Source organism: Loigolactobacillus jiayinensis (genome assembly GCF_003946445.1).
In the GTDB taxonomy this organism is placed as follows: domain Bacteria; phylum Bacillota; class Bacilli; order Lactobacillales; family Lactobacillaceae; genus Loigolactobacillus; species Loigolactobacillus jiayinensis.
Genome location: NZ_RHOF01000064.1, coordinates 1 through 17,985 on the forward strand (window position 1 = coordinate 1; position 17,985 = coordinate 17,985).

At 42.1% G+C, this 17,985-nt stretch carries 12 protein-coding genes; 9 read left to right on the plus strand and 3 right to left on the minus strand.

The genetic code is table 11. The features are described from left to right. The first annotated feature begins 145 nt into the window (after positions 1-145). The 5 genes from EKM80_RS12785 to EKM80_RS12805 all read left to right on the plus strand — a co-directional run bounded on the left by EKM80_RS12785 (position 146) and on the right by EKM80_RS12805 (position 10,808). On the plus strand, positions 146-1,069 hold the full coding sequence (locus EKM80_RS12785) for a peptidase U32 family protein (RefSeq protein WP_125553816.1): 924 nt from the start codon (positions 146-148) through the stop codon (positions 1,067-1,069). A 1-nt stretch (position 1,070) separates the two neighbouring features. After that, the gene (locus EKM80_RS12790; RefSeq protein WP_125553818.1) at positions 1,071-2,297 is read left to right on the plus strand and encodes a peptidase U32 family protein; all 1,227 of its coding nucleotides are present in this window, start codon (positions 1,071-1,073) and stop codon (positions 2,295-2,297) included. Between the two features lie 270 nt (positions 2,298-2,567). After that, the gene (rpoB, locus tag EKM80_RS12795) at positions 2,568-6,158 is read left to right on the plus strand and encodes a DNA-directed RNA polymerase subunit beta (RefSeq protein WP_125553820.1); all 3,591 of its coding nucleotides are present in this window, start codon (positions 2,568-2,570) and stop codon (positions 6,156-6,158) included. 12 nt (positions 6,159-6,170) lie between these two features. Next, positions 6,171-9,818: a DNA-directed RNA polymerase subunit beta' gene (gene rpoC / locus EKM80_RS12800; protein ID WP_125553822.1), complete on the plus strand. Its 3,648-nt coding sequence runs from the start codon at positions 6,171-6,173 to the stop codon at positions 9,816-9,818. 162 nt (positions 9,819-9,980) lie between these two features. Continuing rightward, on the plus strand, positions 9,981-10,808 hold the full coding sequence (locus EKM80_RS12805) for an HAD family hydrolase (RefSeq protein ID WP_125553824.1): 828 nt from the start codon (positions 9,981-9,983) through the stop codon (positions 10,806-10,808). On the opposite strand, the gene EKM80_RS12810 is transcribed toward EKM80_RS12805, so the two are convergent. Together EKM80_RS12810 and EKM80_RS12815 are read right to left on the minus strand one after the other, a co-directional pair. Then, positions 10,809-11,420, minus strand: a complete 612-nt coding sequence (locus EKM80_RS12810; RefSeq protein WP_225418885.1) for a hypothetical protein — start codon at positions 11,418-11,420, stop codon at positions 10,809-10,811. A 101-nt stretch (positions 11,421-11,521) separates the two neighbouring features. Continuing rightward, positions 11,522-12,229, minus strand: a complete 708-nt coding sequence (locus EKM80_RS12815; RefSeq protein WP_125553826.1) for a GntR family transcriptional regulator — start codon at positions 12,227-12,229, stop codon at positions 11,522-11,524. Positions 12,230-12,603: 374 nt separating this feature from the next. On the opposite strand from EKM80_RS12815, the gene EKM80_RS12820 reads away from it, so the two are divergent. The 4 genes from EKM80_RS12820 (at position 12,604) to EKM80_RS12835 (ending at position 17,087) form a co-directional block, all read left to right on the plus strand. Further along, on the plus strand, positions 12,604-14,052 hold the full coding sequence (locus tag EKM80_RS12820) for a 6-phospho-beta-glucosidase (RefSeq protein ID WP_125553828.1): 1,449 nt from the start codon (positions 12,604-12,606) through the stop codon (positions 14,050-14,052). 159 nt (positions 14,053-14,211) lie between these two features. Further along, positions 14,212-14,907 (plus strand): MurR/RpiR family transcriptional regulator, encoded by a 696-nt coding sequence (locus tag EKM80_RS12825; protein WP_225418886.1) that lies wholly within the window; start codon positions 14,212-14,214, stop codon positions 14,905-14,907. Between the two features lie 275 nt (positions 14,908-15,182). Beyond that, entirely contained in the window at positions 15,183-16,508 is a 1,326-nt protein-coding gene (gene celB, locus EKM80_RS12830) for a PTS cellobiose transporter subunit IIC (protein ID WP_125553830.1), read from the plus strand. A 120-nt stretch (positions 16,509-16,628) separates the two neighbouring features. Then, positions 16,629-17,087: a hypothetical protein gene (locus EKM80_RS12835; protein WP_125553832.1), complete on the plus strand. Its 459-nt coding sequence runs from the start codon at positions 16,629-16,631 to the stop codon at positions 17,085-17,087. Positions 17,088-17,130: 43 nt separating this feature from the next. Here the strand turns inward: EKM80_RS12835 and EKM80_RS12840 are convergent, their stop codons facing one another. Further along, a complete protein-coding gene (locus EKM80_RS12840) occupies positions 17,131-17,808 on the minus strand; it encodes a prepilin peptidase (protein WP_125553834.1) in 678 nt (225 codons plus the stop codon). Between the last annotated feature and the right edge of the window lie 177 nt (positions 17,809-17,985).

Sequence of the window (17,985 nt, forward strand, 5' to 3'; positions counted from 1 at the left end):
ATAGATTACCACTTTGAGCAATCTATCAACAGGATAAAGTATAGAGCCTTTTTTTTTTGCGAGAAATAGTGGTAACGCCTAATTCTATTTTGATTGTGGCTGTGGTATGCTGGAAGGCAGATGATGAGAGAAAGAAGCGAATTTTTTGATTAACTTGATTGCAACTGCAGCTTCGCTTGAGCAAGCAAAACAACTGTTGGCTGCAGGAATTGATACTTTATATGTAGGTGAAGATTATTTTGGCCTTCGTCTGCCACATAGCTTTGAACGGCCTGAACTGACTGAATTGGTTGATCTAGTTCATCAAGCTGGAAAAAAGGTAACGGTGGCGGTCAATGCCTTGATGCATAATGACCGGATCAGCAAAGTCGGTGACTATTTACAATTTTTGGCTGATTTAGGTGTCGATCAAATTACGGTGGGCGACCCCGGAGTTGTTTACCTGTTACAGCAAGCCAAGCTACCATTACAGTATATTTATGATAGTGAGGTATTAATGACAAGTTCGCGGCAAATTAATTTTTGGGCGCAACATGGTGCGAGTGGCGCTGTTTTAGCTCGTGAAGTGCCTTACGGTGAATTGACAGCACTGGCACCAGAACTAACGATCCCAGCTGAAGTTCAAGTCTATGGGGCAACCTGTATTCATCAGTCTGGACGGCCACTGGTTCATAACTACTTTAGTTTTGTCCGGGAGCATCAAGATCGAGCAGATCGGCAGCGTGGTCTGTTTGTTTCAGCGCCACATAAGCCAGAGACCCATTATTCAATTTATGAAGATATTAATGGGACGCATTTGTTTGCTAACAACGATTTAAATTTAATGACTAAGTTACCTCAATTACAGGATTTAGGCTTAGTTAATTGGAAGTTAGACGGTTTATTTGCTGGGGCCGTAGAATTTGTGACGATTGCTCAGCAATTTGTTCAGGCCAAGCAAGCGTTATCTGCTGATACGTGGACACCAGAGTTGGTAGAAACGCTTAGTAATGCAGTAGTCGCACAGCAACCGGCTAGTCGTGGCTTAGATACAGGATTTTATGATGTTGATCCAAGTGAGGTGCAATAATATGCGAGTAATTACAGATAAACCAGAAGTTCTAGCACCAGCGGGAACGTTGGAAAAGTTAAAAGTCGCCATTGATTATGGTGCGGATGCTGTTTATATTGGTGGCGATGCTTATGGCCTACGTTCACGTGCCGGCAACTTTTCATTTGATCAAATGCGTGAAGGTGTGGCGTACGCCGCGGCACATAATGCTAAAGTCTACGTGGCGGCTAATATTGTCGCTCATGAAGGTGATACGGCTGGTGCGGGTGAATTTTTCCGCACGTTACGCGATATTGGTATTAGTGCGGTGATCGTATCCGATCCATCTTTGATTGAAATTGCGATTACCGAAGCGCCAGGCCTACCAGTCCATTTGTCCACGCAAGCGTCAGCTACCAATTATGAAACGTTAAATTTTTGGCAGGCGGAAGGTTTGGAGCGAGTAGTTTTAGCCCGTGAAGTTGGCATTGCAGAAATCAAGGAGATGCGGCGCCACACTGATGTGCAGATTGAAGCTTTCATCCATGGTGCAATGTGTATTGGCTATTCTGGGCGTTGTGTTTTGTCCAACCACATGTCAATGCGTGATGCTAATCGGGGCGGTTGTGCCCAAAACTGTCGTTGGAAGTATGATCTGTTTGAAATGGATGCTGCTGGTCAAAAACAATCACAGCTAGAAAATGAAGAAGCATTTTCAATGAGTGCTGTTGATATGGCGATGATCGAGCATATTCCTGATTTAGTTGAAGCAGGGGTTAACAGTTTTAAAATTGAGGGACGGATGAAGTCGATTCATTATGTCTCCACAGTAGCTAACGTTTATCGTCAAGCTGTTGATAGTTATTGTGCTGATCCTGATCATTATGTGTTGCAACGTGCTTGGGTCGATGAATTATGGAAAGTCGCTCAGCGTGAAATGTCTACAGGCTTTTACTATGGAACGCCGACCGCAGACGATGAGTTATTCGGCAAGCGGCGTAAGCGGCCCCAGTATGGCTTTGTTGGTGAAGTACTAGATTACGACGCGGAACATCAGATTGCCATTGTGCAACAACGAAATAATTTTGGTGTCGGTGATAAAATTGAGTTTTATGGCCCTAATTTTACGCATATTGAACAAACAGTTGAACGTTTATGGGATCAAGACAACGATATTTTGTACCGAGCACCAGACGCGATGATGGTTTGCAAACTACCAGTGAAGCAGCCTGTTAAAGCTGGCGACATGATTCGCAAGCAACGTTGAACTAAGCGGTTGACAAAGTAGCAATAGGCGTGTAAGATAAGAAGTTGCTAAAAACTGTAGAATAGTCTAGCCTGCGATCTATTGTCCGTGGGCGGCATATATAGAAAAAAACAAAAGTAGTCGACAAATATCGTATGATGGCGTCCTATTTTTGGTTTTTTTTTGCCAAAAAACGGCTCAGATTAGCAAATGTAATTTTTATTTAATATTTGTAATACAAATGTCATATTACGTGTAGGCACTACAGAAACCATAGAAGGAGTGAACAATTTGGCAGGCCATTTAGTTAAATACGGTAAACACCGCACTCGTCGTAGTTATTCACGAATTAAAGAAGTCTTAGATCTGCCTAACTTGATCGAGATTCAAAGTAATTCGTATAACTGGTTCTTGGACGAAGGCTTGAAAGAAATGTTCAACGATATCATGCCAATTGATGATTTCGCTGGCAATCTGTCCTTAGAATTTGTTGATTATGAATTATTAGAACCCAAGTATACAGTAGAAGAAGCACGGCAACATGATGCCAATTATTCGGCACCTTTACATGTTACTTTACGCTTAACTAACCATGAAACTGGCGAAATTAAGTCACAGAACGTTTTCTTCGGTGATTTTCCATTAATGACCGACCAAGGGACCTTCATTATCAATGGTGCTGAACGGGTTATTGTTTCCCAGTTAGTCCGTTCACCTGGCGTTTATTACAATAGTGAAGTTGATAAAAATGGTCGCACGATTTTTGGTACAACGGTGATTCCTAACCGTGGTGCTTGGTTGGAATTAGAAACTGACGCCAAAAATATTTCTTATGTCCGGATCGACCGGACACGTAAGATTCCAATGTCCGAATTGGTCCGTGCCTTAGGGTTTGGTTCAGATGACGATATTATTGGGATGTTAGGGAATAACGAAAGCTTAATGCTAACCATGGAGAAGGATGTCCATAAGAATGCGGACGATTCTCGTGTTGAAGAAGCCTTAAAAGATATCTACGAACGACTACGCCCTGGTGAACCTAAAACCGCTGATAGTTCACGTAGCTTATTGAATGCGCGCTTCTTTGATCCAAAACGTTACGATTTAGCTGCTGTTGGCCGCTATAAGATCAATAAGAAATTATCTTTGAAGACCCGTTTATTGAACCAAACATTAGCGGAAACATTAGCTGATCCTGATACTGGTGAAGTTATTGCGCAAAAGGGTGATGTCGTTGATCGTAAAGTTATGGAAAAATTGAGTCCTTATTTGGACCGCGAAGATTTCATGACTACAACTTATACCCCATCTGATGAAGCCGCAGTTACTGAACCAATGATTTTACAAAGTATCAAGGTTGAATCAAAACGCAACCCTGAAGATGTTGTACCAATCATTGGTAACGGTCATATTGAATTGGCTTGGAAGCACATTCGCCCAGCTGATATTATCGCATCGATCAACTATTTCTTGAATCTACAAGATGGTATTGGCTCGACTGATGATATTGATCATTTAGGTAACCGTCGTATTCGTTCCGTTGGTGAATTATTGCAGAATCAATTCCGCATTGGTTTATCCCGGATGGAACGTGTCGTCCGTGAACGGATGTCAATTCAAGATACAAGTACAGTAACACCACAACAATTGATCAACATTAGGCCAGTTGTTGCATCGATCAAAGAATTCTTTGGTTCTTCACAATTGTCCCAGTTTATGGATCAGACCAACCCATTAGGCGAATTAACGCATAAGCGTCGTCTGTCTGCCTTAGGCCCTGGTGGTTTAACGCGTGATCGGGCTAGTTATGAAGTTCGTGACGTGCACTATACCCATTATGGTCGTATGTGTCCAATCGAAACGCCTGAAGGTCCTAACATTGGTTTGATCAATAGTTTGGCTAGTTATGCCGTTGTCAACAAGTATGGCTTCATCGAAACACCATACCGGCGTGTTGACTGGGATACACATAAAGTTACTGATAAAATCGACTATTTAACTGCCGATGAAGAAGATAACTATGTTGTTGCCCAGGCTAACTCATTGCTAAACGAAGACGGTTCTTTTGTTGATGATACTGTTTTGGCACGGCGTGAAGAAGATAACTTGGAAATCCCTGTTGATCGGGTCGATTATATGGATGTTTCGCCTAAACAAGTTGTTGCCGTAGCTACAGCCTGCATTCCTTTCTTGGAAAACGATGATTCTAATCGTGCCTTGATGGGTGCGAATATGCAACGTCAGGCTGTTCCATTGATCAATCCACATTCACCATTAGTTGGTACTGGTATGGAATATAAGGCAGCACATGACTCAGGTACTGCTGTTGTTGCCAAGCATGCAGGGACGGTTGAATACGTTGATGCTAAGCAAGTTCGGATTCGGCGTGAAGATGGTTCTTTAGATAAATACGATTTAATGAAGTTCCGGCGGTCAAACTCAGGTAAGAGTTACAACCAACGGCCAATTGTTAAATTAGGCGATCACATTGATGTTAGCGAGATTTTAGCTGATGGACCAGCCATGGAAAATGGGGAATTAGCCTTAGGTCAAAACCCAATCATTGCCTTCATGACTTGGAACATGTACAACTATGAAGATGCCATTGTGTTATCCGAAAAATTAGTTCGCGAAGATGCTTATACTTCAATTCATATTGAAGAATACGAATCAGAAGCACGTGATACGAAATTAGGACCTGAAGAAATCACTCGTGAAATTCCTAACGTCGGGGAAGATGCCTTGAAAGACCTCGATGAATTCGGGATCGTGCGCATCGGTGCTGAAGTTAAGGATGGCGACCTATTAGTTGGTAAAGTCACACCTAAAGGGGTCACAGAGCTTTCTGCTGAAGAACGTTTGTTACATGCAATCTTCGGTGAAAAGGCGCGTGAAGTCCGTGATACTTCACTCCGGGTTCCTCATGGTGGTGGCGGTATTATTCAAGATGTCAAGATCTTCACTCGTGAAGCCGGCGACGAATTATCCCCAGGCGTTAACATGATGGTCCGGGTTTATATTGCCCAGAAACGTAAAATCCAAGTCGGTGATAAAATGGCCGGCCGTCATGGTAACAAAGGGACAGTTTCAATTGTGGTTCCTGAAGAAGATATGCCATTCTTACCAGATGGCACGCCAGTTGATATCTGCTTGAGCCCAATGGGTGTACCTTCTCGTATGAATATCGGTCAGGTGATCGAATTGCATTTAGGGATGGCTGCGCGGAACTTAGGTATCCATGTCGCAACACCTGTCTTTGATGGTGCCCAAGATTCAGATATTTGGTCAGCTGTTAAGGAAGCCGGCATGGACGATGACGCTAAGTCAGTTCTATATGACGGCCGTACCGGCGAACCATTTGCTAACCGGGTTTCTGTTGGGGTTATGTATTACATGAAGTTAGCCCACATGGTTGACGATAAGATGCATGCTCGTTCAATCGGACCTTACTCACTAGTTACGCAACAACCATTAGGTGGTAAAGCACAATTTGGTGGCCAGCGTTTTGGTGAAATGGAAGTTTGGGCCCTTGAAGCTTACGGTGCTGCTTATACCTTACAAGAAATTTTGACGTACAAGTCTGATGACGTGGTTGGTCGTGTTAAAACTTACGAAGCCATTGTCAAAGGTGAACCAATTCCTAAGCCAGGCGTACCGGAATCATTCCGTGTCTTGGTTAAAGAATTACAATCCTTAGGGCTTGATATGAAAGTCTTAGATGCTGACGATCAAGAAATTGAATTGCGCGATATGGACGATGAAGACGATGAAGTCGTTAGTGTTGATGCTTTGAGCAAGTTCGCTAAAGAACAAGAAGCGCAAAAAGCAAAGAAAGCCGCTGAAGAAGCAGCTAACGCTAGCGGCGACAGCGACAACAAATAGGAGGTCAGCTAAGTGATAGACGTCAATAAATTTGAGAGTATGCAGATTGGTTTGGCATCTCCCGATAAAATTCGTAGTTGGTCTTATGGCGAAGTTAAAAAGCCAGAAACAATCAACTACCGGACATTAAAACCAGAGCGTGATGGTTTGTTCGACGAACGCATTTTCGGACCGACCAAAGACTGGGAATGTGCCTGTGGTAAATACAAACGAATCCGTTATAAGGGAATTGTTTGTGATCGCTGTGGGGTTGAAGTTACTCGCTCTAAAGTACGTCGTGAACGGATGGGCCATATCGAATTAGCTGCCCCTGTTTCACATATCTGGTACTTCAAGGGTATCCCTAGCCGGATGGGCTTAGTTTTAGACATGAGCCCTCGTGCTTTGGAAGAAATTATTTACTTTGCATCATACGTGGTTATCGATCCTGGTGACACCGTCTTAGAAAAGAAACAATTACTGACTGAACGTGAATATCGTGAAAAGTATGACGAATATGGCAAAGGTTTCAAGGCTGCCATGGGCGCTGAAGCAATCAAAGAATTGTTAAACGATGTTGATCTTGAAAAAGAAGTCGGTGAATTGAAGGAAGATTTGAAGACTGCTCAAGGCCAAAAACGGACACGTGCTGTTCGTCGCTTGGACATCTTAGAAGCTTTCCGTCAATCAGGGAACGAACCTAGCTGGATGGTTATGGATGCCATTCCAGTTATTCCACCTGATTTACGGCCAATGGTTCAGTTGGAGGGTGGCCGTTTTGCCACTTCTGACTTGAATGATTTGTACCGGCGGGTCATCAACCGGAATAATCGGTTGAAGCGTTTATTGGACTTAAATGCGCCAAATATTATCGTGCAAAATGAAAAGCGGATGTTGCAAGAAGCCGTTGATGCATTGATCGATAATGGTCGTCGTGGCCGTCCAGTTACTGGTCCGGGTAACCGACCATTAAAGTCACTTTCCCATATGTTAAAGGGTAAGCAAGGTCGTTTCCGTCAGAACTTGTTAGGTAAGCGTGTCGATTATTCTGGTCGTTCGGTTATTGATGTCGGGCCAACTTTGAAATTCTATCAATGTGGTTTACCACGTGAAATGGCGTTGGAATTATTCAAACCATTCGTGATGCATGAATTAGTTAAGCGCGAATTAGCGTCTAACATTAAGAATGCTAAGCGGAAAATTGATCGGCGTGATGACGATATCTGGGATGTTTTAGAAGACGTTATTAAGGAACATCCAGTTATGTTGAACCGCGCACCTACATTGCATCGTTTGGGTATCCAAGCATTTGAACCTGTCTTAGTTGACGGCAAATCAATTCGTTTGCACCCATTAGCTTGTGAAGCTTACAATGCCGATTTTGATGGTGATCAGATGGCGATCCATGTACCTTTATCTGATGAAGCGCAAGCAGAAGCACGTTTGCTGATGTTAGCAGCACACCATATCTTGGCACCAAAAGATGGTAAGCCAATTGCAACACCTTCACAGGACGTTGTACTAGGTAACTATTTCTTAACAACAGAAGAAGCTGGCGTGATCGGCGAAGGGATGATCTTCAAAGATAGCAACGAAGTGTTGATGGCTTTACAAAACGGCTATGTGCAATTGCATACCCGGATCGGTTTAGCAACTAATTCTTTGCCAGACAAACCATTTACACCAGAACAACGCTCAGAAGTTATGATAACGTCTGTTGGTAAAGTCATGTTTAATGAGATCCTACCTAAGGACCTTGTTTACTTGAATGAACCAACTAACGGTAACTTGATGGAAGGTATCGATAACAAGTTCTTCGTTGAACCTGGTACTGATATTAAAGCTTTGTTAGCTGATCGTGATTTAATTTCACCATTTAGCAAAGGTTTCTTAGCTGACATTATTGCCCAAGTCTTTAATGTTTATCGCGTAACTGAAACGTCTGAATTGCTTGATCGGATGAAGACTTTAGGTTACACCCAAGCAACTAATTCTGGGATCACCGTTGGGGTCGATGACGTCAAAGATTTACCAGAAAAACCAGCTTTGGTGGCCGATGCCCATAAACAAGTGGCAACGATCACGAAACAGTTCCGTCGTGGTTTGATTACTGACGAAGAACGTTATCAACGAGTTATCGGTGTTTGGAATGGCGTTAAAGATCAGATTCAGAAACGACTGATGGATAACATGCCTGCCAATAACCCAATCTTTATGATGAGTGATTCTGGTGCCCGTGGTAACGTGTCTAACTTTACACAGTTAGCCGGTATGCGTGGCTTGATGGCCGCACCTAATGGTCAAATCATGGAATTGCCAGTCATTTCTAACTTCCGTGAAGGCTTATCCGTCATGGAAATGTTTATCTCAACCCATGGTGCCCGTAAAGGGATGACCGATACGGCGTTGAAGACCGCTAACTCAGGGTACTTGACTCGTCGTTTGGTCGATGTGGCGCAGGACGTCATTATTCGTGAAGAGGATTGTGGTACTGATCGTGGTTTGGAAATTTCTGCAATCACGGAAGGTAATGAAGTCATCGAACCATTCTATGATCGTTTATTAGGTCGTTACGCGATGAAATCAATCTTCAATCCTGAAACGGGTGAAGAAATTGTTGCTAAGAATAAGATGATCGATGAAGTTATTGCGCAACAAATTATTGATGCTGGGATCAAGACGGTTACGATCCGTTCCGTCTTCACTTGCAACACAGAACATGGTGTCTGCAAGTATTGTTATGGCCGTAACTTGGCAACTGGTGAAACGGTTGAAGTTGGTGAAGCAGTTGGGACTGTCGCTGCTCAATCAATCGGTGAACCTGGTACTCAGTTGACTATGCGTACTTTCCATACTGGTGGTGTTGCCGGTGGTGATATTACCCAAGGGTTGCCACGTGTGCAAGAAATCATGGAAGCTCGTAATCCTAAAGGTTTAGCAACGATTACTGAAGTTACTGGTGAAATCACCGGTATTGATGAAAATCCAGCTGATCATACTAAGGAAATTACGGTTCAAGGTGAAACTGATACACGGACTTATAGCGTGCCATTTACAGCGCGTGTTCGTGTTAAGGAAGGCGATTATATCCATCGCGGTGGCGCTTTAACTGGTGGCTCAATTGATCCTAAACAGTTATTACAAGTCCGTGATCGTCTTTCAACTGAAATTTACATGTTGCGTGAAATTCAACGTGTCTATCGTTCACAGGGTGTTGAAGTGTCTGATAAGCATATGGAAGTTATGGTTCGGCAGATGTTACGTAAGGTTCGGATCATGGATCCAGGCGATACGGAAATCTTACCAGGGACTTTAATGGACATTGCTGACTTCAAACGTCAGAACTACAAGACCTTGGTTGCTGGTGGCATTCCAGCCACTTCCCGTCCTGTCTTGTTAGGGATCACTAAGGCAGCCTTGGAAACTAATAGTTTCTTATCGGCCGCTTCCTTCCAGGAAACAACACGTGTCTTAACTGATGCTGCTATTCGTGGTAAGAATGATCCATTACTTGGCTTGAAGGAAAATGTTATCATCGGTAAAATCATCCCAGCTGGTACTGGTATGGCGAAGTATCGTCATATGGAACCAAAAGGGGTCAATGCTGTGTCACAAAACGTCTACTCGATCAGTGATTTAGAAGAGAAGATGGCTAACGACAATAACAAGCAATCGAAGTAAAAAAAGCTTGATCGACAGTTTAATGCTGTTGATCAAGCTTTTTTGTTTTGGCATAACTGAACTAAAGACTGGAAACCGCTTCAAACTTAGCTTAAAATAAGAAAGATACAGAAGGTTTAGCGATAATATTCGTATTCAAAGTAAAAATGGTGGGGATAAAATATGATTTCTTTGGTTGGAACTGATTTAGACGGGACACTTTTCAATGATCAAAGTCAGGTATCACCGGCTAATCAACGCGCAATTCGTGAAATGAGTGCTCAAGGTGCGCAAATTGCGATTTGCTCTGGACGAACATTGCCGACAGTTGATCAGTTGTTACGGGAAACATTAAAAGTGCCGGGTTACCGGGTATGCTTAAATGGGGCTGTGATTTATGGCCCCGATAAGCAACAATTACAAGCAACAGCAGTACCTAAAGAATTAATTATGCAGGCTTTTAAAATTGCGGTGCAGTGGCAGGTTCGAATGTGTATTTGCGGGTTAGAAGATATGTTGGTGTATGAGCCAGGTACTGCACAAGAACAAAGTACCCGCAATCAACCAGATACGCACAACCGGCAGATTACTGGTTTAGTGGATTTAGAGCATGAATTGTCACAAACAACGACGCAATTTTATAAATTTACGATCAACATGACTCAACATAATTTGTTGGGCGTTCGGCAAGCAGCCAAGGATTTAAAAAAGCTACCGCTACATTTTGTACGTTCAGGCCGCTTTTTCTATGAAGCCACCGCCCCAGGCATTGATAAATCAGCAGGGCTAGCGGTAGTGGCCAAGTACGCGCATTTAGATATGGCCGATTTCATGTGTTTCGGCGATTATGAAAACGATCTGGAAATGCTTCGTGATGTTGGTTACGGGGTGGCGATGGCAAATGCAATTCCCAGTGTTAAAAAAGTTGCTTGGCGTGAAACGGTCGATCATGATCGTGACGGCGTAGCGCGAATTTTAGAACAGGTAGCGCATCAACATCTGGCCATTTAGCTATTCCCAGTAAATAGCCGCTAGATCAGCAACTAACGTGGGGTAATGGTTGTCTGTCGCCAACTGATTATAATCTACTGCTAAGTCTTCTAAAAATTTTGAATAGTTTTGTGCGGTCTGCAAGCGCCGTTCTAATTGAAAAAGATCTTCGCAAGGGATTTGATTGGCAGCGGACCAGCGGACTAAAGCTGGTACAACACGTATGTCTTGATTGACACAATAAAAATCATGATTGTGTGTGCTGATCAACAAAAATAACCAGAAATTTAAATTATTAAGCGGATTGATGGCACCTGGGCTAGCGCTGCGCAACACGCCAAGTTGAATCCCGTTCATGTAGCCTGGAAAAGCGCTGGTAAATTGCTGACCTTGATCATTGTATAAATCAATTTGCTGAGGCTGGAAATCTAGTGTGACATTATTATTTTTCCCGTTACTGATCATCCATAAGCGCGCAAAAAAATTACTAAATTTTCCCAATGGACGTGGATAGCGCTGGCCAGCAATTTTGATAGTTGTTCGTGTCAATTGGCGGTAAATATTTTCGGCATTGTGGGAGCGATTGACTTGGGCATTTTGTTTTAGGGCAGTTGGTACTTTAAAGGTTAGCATTTTTTCAGATCCTTTTTAGGTTTGAAATAGTAAGCGAAGACGTGTGTTCGCAAAATAGAGGCACAGCATAGATAAAGTATGCTGTGCCTCTATTTTTATGTCTAATTACTGGTTAAATTTGCGGAATGGAAGTAGAAATTTAACCCTGGATAGACGTAAATCGTTGTGGAACAGTTGAAAATAATATTATTGCCGTAAAAATTTAGCTGGTTCATCGCTAAGGCTGGTGTGCCAGCAGGTAATTCTAATAACGCAGCATCTTCTGGGGTCAACTTTTCCAATGAAATATAATCCTCACTATTATTAGCGCTAATGCCGTAATTTTCGCGCAGAAAGGAAAAAATGGACTGATTAACGCTGTCAACCGATAGAAACGGGACTTCGCTCCGAACATAGTAGGCTTGTTCCAAGCAGTACAGAATATTGTTTAAGTAACGTAAGCGGATGACGCGATAAAGTTCACTACCATTTTTAATACTCATTCGGCGAGCAAGAGCAGCATCAGCATAGATTTTATCAAAGGTGATCACTTTTGATATTAATTTACCATCAGCGAAATGCAGTGGTTGGCCCGCGCCGACGGATAAATTGATCACGGTTTTTTCCGCTAAGCTAATGTCGTTGACAAAATAGCCACTGCCTTGAACGCGCCGTAGTAATCCTTTCTGATACACAAGATCAATTGCTTTACGGATCGTGTTGCGACTGACGTTATAGCGCGCCATCAGTTGAACTTCAGTGGGCAGCTTCTTATCAAAGAGCCCTTCATTAATGGATTTTGTAATGTCATCTGCAATATCGTGGTACACGGTTATCACCCCAATTGAAAAATTTAATGGTACTTGTAAAATTGGTACCTACGAGTTATACTTTCATTGTAATGAAAGCGGTTGAGATGTCAACTATTTTAGCTTATTTGACGTGTATTAATCAGTTTAAGCGAAAAATTATCACAATGATTGCAACCGCTTCATCTGATGCTAACATAAAATTGCTAGTGGCGCACCAAAATCTTACTTTTTAGCATAACTTTATTTATAGGTAAGATAAGGCACATTGGTAATAAATCGGAGGTCGTGCTGGGCAATAGTTAAATGGTGATAAGGCAAACTTATTTTAAACAAGTCATAGTGTAAACACTAATAATTGAAATAATTCTTGATAACATTGCGGAGGTATGAGTATGAGTGAAGGAATGACAATGCCTAAAGATTTTCTTTGGGGTGGTGCGGTTGCGGCGCATCAATTAGAAGGTGGTTGGCAAGAAGGCGGTAAGGGTGTCAGTATTGCCGATGTCATGACTGCCGGTGCTAACGGTGTGCCACGCCGAGTTACTGATGGTGTTCAACCTGGCGAAGTTTATCCTAATCATTGGGGAATTGATTTTTATCACCGCTATCCAGAAGACTTAAAGCTGTTTGCCGAAATGGGGATGACGTGTTTCCGGACATCAATTGCTTGGACGCGTATTTTTCCTAATGGTGACGAAACTGAACCTAATGAAGCTGGCTTGAAATTTTATGATGATTTATTTACCGAATGCTTAAAAAATGGTATTCAACCAGTAGTGACCTTGTCCCATTTTGAAATGCCATATCATCTAGTTAAAGCCTATGGTGGGTGGTCCAATCGTAAATTGATCGACTTTTTTGTCCGTTTTGCTGAGGTTTGTTTTAAACGTTATCAGCATCAAGTGAAGTATTGGATGACATTTAATGAGATCAATAATCAAACCAACTGGCGTGATCCACATCCGTTATTGCAGAATTCAGGTTTGCAATTAGATGACGCGGCGAATTGGGAAGAGGCGATGTATCAGGCAGCACATTATGAAATGGTGGCAAGTGCGTTAGCCGTTAAATTAGGCCATGCAATTAATCCTGATTTTCAAATTGGGGCGATGCTGGCCATGTGTCCAATTTATCCACTGACGGCTAAGCCAACCGACATTATGATGGCAGAACGTGCGATGCAAACGCGCTACTATTATGGGGATGTGCAGGCACTTGGAACTTATCCGGCTTGGGTAAGTAAGTATTGGCAACGACATGATTTTCAAATTGATATCACTGCTGCTGATCGGGCGGCTTTAAAGGCTGGTACCGCAGATTATATTGGGTTCAGCTATTACATGTCGTTTGTAACTAAGGCAACAAAAGAAAATCCTGATTTTGTTTATGATGAAGCTAACGATTTGGTTAGTAATCCGTACGTTGAAAAATCTGATTGGGGTTGGCAAATTGATCCTGTCGGCTTGCGTTACGGGATGAACTGGATGACTGATCGGTGGCACAAGCCATTGTTTATTGTTGAAAATGGCTTTGGTGCTCATGATAAGCTTGAGGCGGACGGTAGCGTCCATGATCCATACAGAATTAACTATTTCCATGACCATATTTTACAAATGGAAAAAGCCGTCGTTGAAGATGGTGTTGATTTGATTGGCTATACACCATGGGGACACATTGATCTAATTTCAGCAAGTACAGGTGAAATGGCAAAACGTTATGGCTTCATTTATGTTGATCAAGATGATCTAGGTCAAGGCACATTGCAGCGCTCACGTAAAGATTCCTTTTACTGGTTCCAAAAAGTAGTGGCAACTAATGGCGCGGATTTAAGTGTTAGCTAGCTGGACGAGTAAGGTAAGGCGGCAGCGGCTGCCTTATTTTCATTTAATCAACAATATTGGCACCAATATATGGAACTTGTTCCTACCAATATTCAATTAAGCTAAAGTCAATTTAAGCCGTACCAATTACTTTTAATTTATAAAGCAGAAGGTGATAGCATGTTTTCATACCAAGAGGTTCGTTCTCTTAATCAGCTTGAAATGACGGTTTATAAATTCATTATTAGTCATCCCCGCGATGTTGAAGGACTGACCATTCGCCAAATGGCTGAACAAAGTCACGTTTCAGCTACAACGATTCTGCGTTTTCTCAAAAAAGTTGGTTATAGTGGCTTTTCTGAATTTAAATTTGCTTTAAAACAGCAACATCAACAAGAAGCAATCCAGCCAAAACTGCAGGATCTAACACCAATCAAACAATTCTTTGAACAATTAAGTGATCATCATTTTAATCATCAAATTGAGCGCGCTGCAACGATGGCGGCCACTGCCGGAACAACTATCTTTTTTGGCTTGGGGACTAGTGGCAGCTTAGCCCAATATGGTGGACGCTTGTTTGCCAATTATGGAATTTATACGTTGACTGTAGCTGATCCTTTTCGTACACCACCTGGGACTAACCGCGACTTTAGTGATAGTTTGCTGATTTTGTTATCAGTATCAGGGGAAACTGAAGAAGTGTTGCAGCAAGCAAGATTCTATAAAGAGCATGGGGCAAGTACATTAGCAATTACAGCGGATGCTTATTCAACGTTGGCTCAATTAGCAGACTTTGATATTACGTATAATGTGCCCCAAATACAAGATGTGCAGGGCTACATGTCGAACCCAGCTGCCCGTTGTATTTTTACTTGAACAAATTGCGCAACAAACCTATCGTAAAATGGCGACCACTTAATCTTTAAAGCAACGGAATATGTTCCAATTATGGAACATATTTTTTTGTACAGTACATTTTCTAATTGTCGGTAAAAGTATATACAACTATTTCTACTGGTGGTACATTTAATTACGTTGAAAGCGCGTTCAATTCGCACATTTCAATAATAATGTTACCCGTGATCAATTTTAATTTATTGAGTAAATTGCCATTTATAAAATTACGGGTAACAAAAAATGGGGGTATTTATATGAGCGAGAAGAAGTCCAGCTTTGTGCAAGATCGATTAATACCACTTACTGGTAAGATTGCTTCTTCACGTCATCTAGTTGCATTACGGGATGGGTTTGCGTTAGTTATGCCACTGATCATTATTGGGTCTGTGTTCATGATCATTAGTAACTTTCCAATTCCAGCCTATCTTACTTGGATGACGTCTGTCTTCGGTCCTAATTGGGCAACAGTGGTTGGTTGGGCGACCAATGCGACTTTTTCAATTATTGGGATGGTTGCCGTTATTGGGATCTCTTATCGTTTGGCACAATCGTACAAGGATGTTGATCCGTTAGCTGCCAGCATGATTGCGTTAGGGGCATTCATGTTAACAATTCCGCTAACGATCGACAAGACTGGTGCGGCCTTTGTACCATTAGCGCAACTTGGTTCAGTTGGGTTGTTTGAAGCCTTACTGATTGGGTTATTCATCACTGACTTCTACGTCTGGATGATGCATAAAAATTGGCAGTTCCATATGCCAGATACTGTACCACCTGCAGTCGGAAATGCTTTTTCTTCACTGATTCCTGGGTTCGTTGTTATTATCGTTATGTGGTTGATCCGCTTAGGTATTAGCTTCACTTACTTCGAAACGATTCCTAATGTGATCACAGTTATCTTGACAAAACCTTTGACTGCAGTTGGGGGCTCTGTCTGGGGCGCATTAGTTGCTGAATTCTTTGTTTCCTTCCTTTGGTTATTTGGGATTCACGGTGCTAACGTTGTCGGCGGCATCATGGCACCGATTTGGTTAGGCCAGATGGCACAAAATGCTGATGCAGTTAAGGCGCATAAAGCTATTCCAAACATTGTTAACCAACAGTTCGTTGATAACTTTGTTCATGCCGGTGGTTCTGGTGAAACGATTTCCTTAGCTTTAATGATGTTATTCTTAGCTAAGTCAGCCAACTTGAAAGCCATTGGTAAATTGGCCGGTGCACCTGCATTATTCAATATTAACGAACCAATTATGTTTGGGATGCCAATTGTCTTGAACCCAATTATGGCCATTCCATTCATCATTGTTCCGCTGGTCACGGTTGTTGTCACATACTATTCAATGAAATTTAGTTTAGTTGCCAGGACGATGGGTGTCGCCGTACCATGGACAACACCACCAATTATCTCTGGGTGGCTGGCTACAGGTCATCTATCTGGTGCTGTTTTACAATTAGTTAACTTTGTGATTGGCGGCGCTATCTACTTCCCATTCTTTAAGATTGCTGATCGCCAAGCTTTAAAGTCCGAAGCTAAAATGGCTGAAGAAGAAGCTGCTCAAGCTGCTACAGCTAACAACTAAGCTAACAGGGCTACTTTGAAAATCTGTCGGCAATTACGGCAGATTTTTTAGTTATATGTGCCTAAAATCGTCTGAATAAGGTATCATAAGCGTATGTGAGATGAAAACGGGGGTTAGATTATGAGTAAACATAAACAACCGGCTAGCCCACAAGCTGAGGCCGCTGCACAAAAAAACGTTGCTGCAATTTTAGACAATATGCACCGCAATCAAAAAACAATTGCTGGTTTACCAAAATGGGCCCACGAGCTTGCTTACCATCGATTCGGTTGGACGGAATTCATTTCTTTTATTCCCTTAATGATTATCACCTTAACGTCACCATTGCTATCCAGTCAGGTTCCAATGGGGGATGGACTGCTTATTAATAAAAATGCGCTGTTCATTATTCCGTTCGCTGGGTTATTGATTTCAGCGGGATGTTACTTTAATGTGAAAATTCGCCGTAAAGGGGAGCGCATTGAGGACGTGGATCATTTTGCCATGAATGAAGTCTTTACACTATTATCCAATGTTGTCGTTGTGATCATTTGTTCAGCTGTGTTGTTGTACCAACTATTCCGTGCGTTTACTGCATGAATATAATTGAGATACTCCAATTGGGGTATCTTTTTTTGTGGTCTTAGATCAAATAATAAAGCCAAACACCGCAGCTTAGGTAGGGAATAAACGGCAAGCGGCGATGCTTAAACACTGGATAGCCAATAAGCGCAAGTAAGCAACCAAATAGCAATATGTGACTACTTGCAGCTACACCGTGTAGTAGGGTTAGACTAGCTAATAACGCCACATCGCCACTACCAAGGCCATGCGAGTAATAAGCAAATAACCCGAGACCAGCGGCAAAAAAAATAGCGTCGCTGAAAAAAAGCGTTGTCGGATTAAGTAGTATCATGAGTAAGAGCCAGGGAATAAACAAAATTGGAAATAGGAGTTGTTGCCGAATGTCGATCCAACTAAATAAGAAGAGACCGGCAAATAAAATGCTCATGGTTAATAATTGCTGATTGGATGTTGTCGTTAGCCAAGTAAACAATCCTAAGCAACCACCAATAATTTCTGCCACCCAGGCGGTAATTGGAATTGTCGCATTGCAATAATAGCAGTGACCATGCAGAAGAGGATAATTGAGTACTGGTAATAATTGCCACCAGGCTAGTGTATGCTGGCAAGTTGAACAATGTGAACGTGGAAAGATGACTGATTGATTATCGCAAAGCCGCTGAGCGCATAAAAATAAACCAGACGCCAAACTAGCACCAAAACAAAAGATTAAGCTGTATAATAGAAGAAATTGCAAAATATATCTCCAATCGTTAGTTTTTTTGCGTTAAGCGACTTATTAGGTTGTTCTTTTTTGGGCCGCTATATTTAAACTACGTCATTTTTATTATTTTGTTTGTGTTAGCAGTAAAAAAATTCCCCGAATTGTCAACCCAAGTGCAACACTTACTAGAATTAACTTATAATTGGTCTA

Coding starts and splice junctions, on each gene's coding strand:
- EKM80_RS12790 (WP_125553818.1), top strand. CDS start 1,071: ATGCGAGTAATTACAGATAAACCAGAAGTTCTAGCACCAGCGGGAACG.
- EKM80_RS12805 (WP_125553824.1), top strand. CDS start 9,981: ATGATTTCTTTGGTTGGAACTGATTTAGACGGGACACTTTTCAATGAT.
- celB (WP_125553830.1), top strand. CDS start 15,183: ATGAGCGAGAAGAAGTCCAGCTTTGTGCAAGATCGATTAATACCACTT.
- EKM80_RS12825 (WP_225418886.1), top strand. CDS start 14,212: ATGTTTTCATACCAAGAGGTTCGTTCTCTTAATCAGCTTGAAATGACG.
- EKM80_RS12820 (WP_125553828.1), top strand. CDS start 12,604: ATGAGTGAAGGAATGACAATGCCTAAAGATTTTCTTTGGGGTGGTGCG.
- EKM80_RS12835 (WP_125553832.1), top strand. CDS start 16,629: ATGAGTAAACATAAACAACCGGCTAGCCCACAAGCTGAGGCCGCTGCA.
- EKM80_RS12810 (WP_225418885.1), bottom strand. CDS start 11,420: ATGCTAACCTTTAAAGTACCAACTGCCCTAAAACAAAATGCCCAAGTC.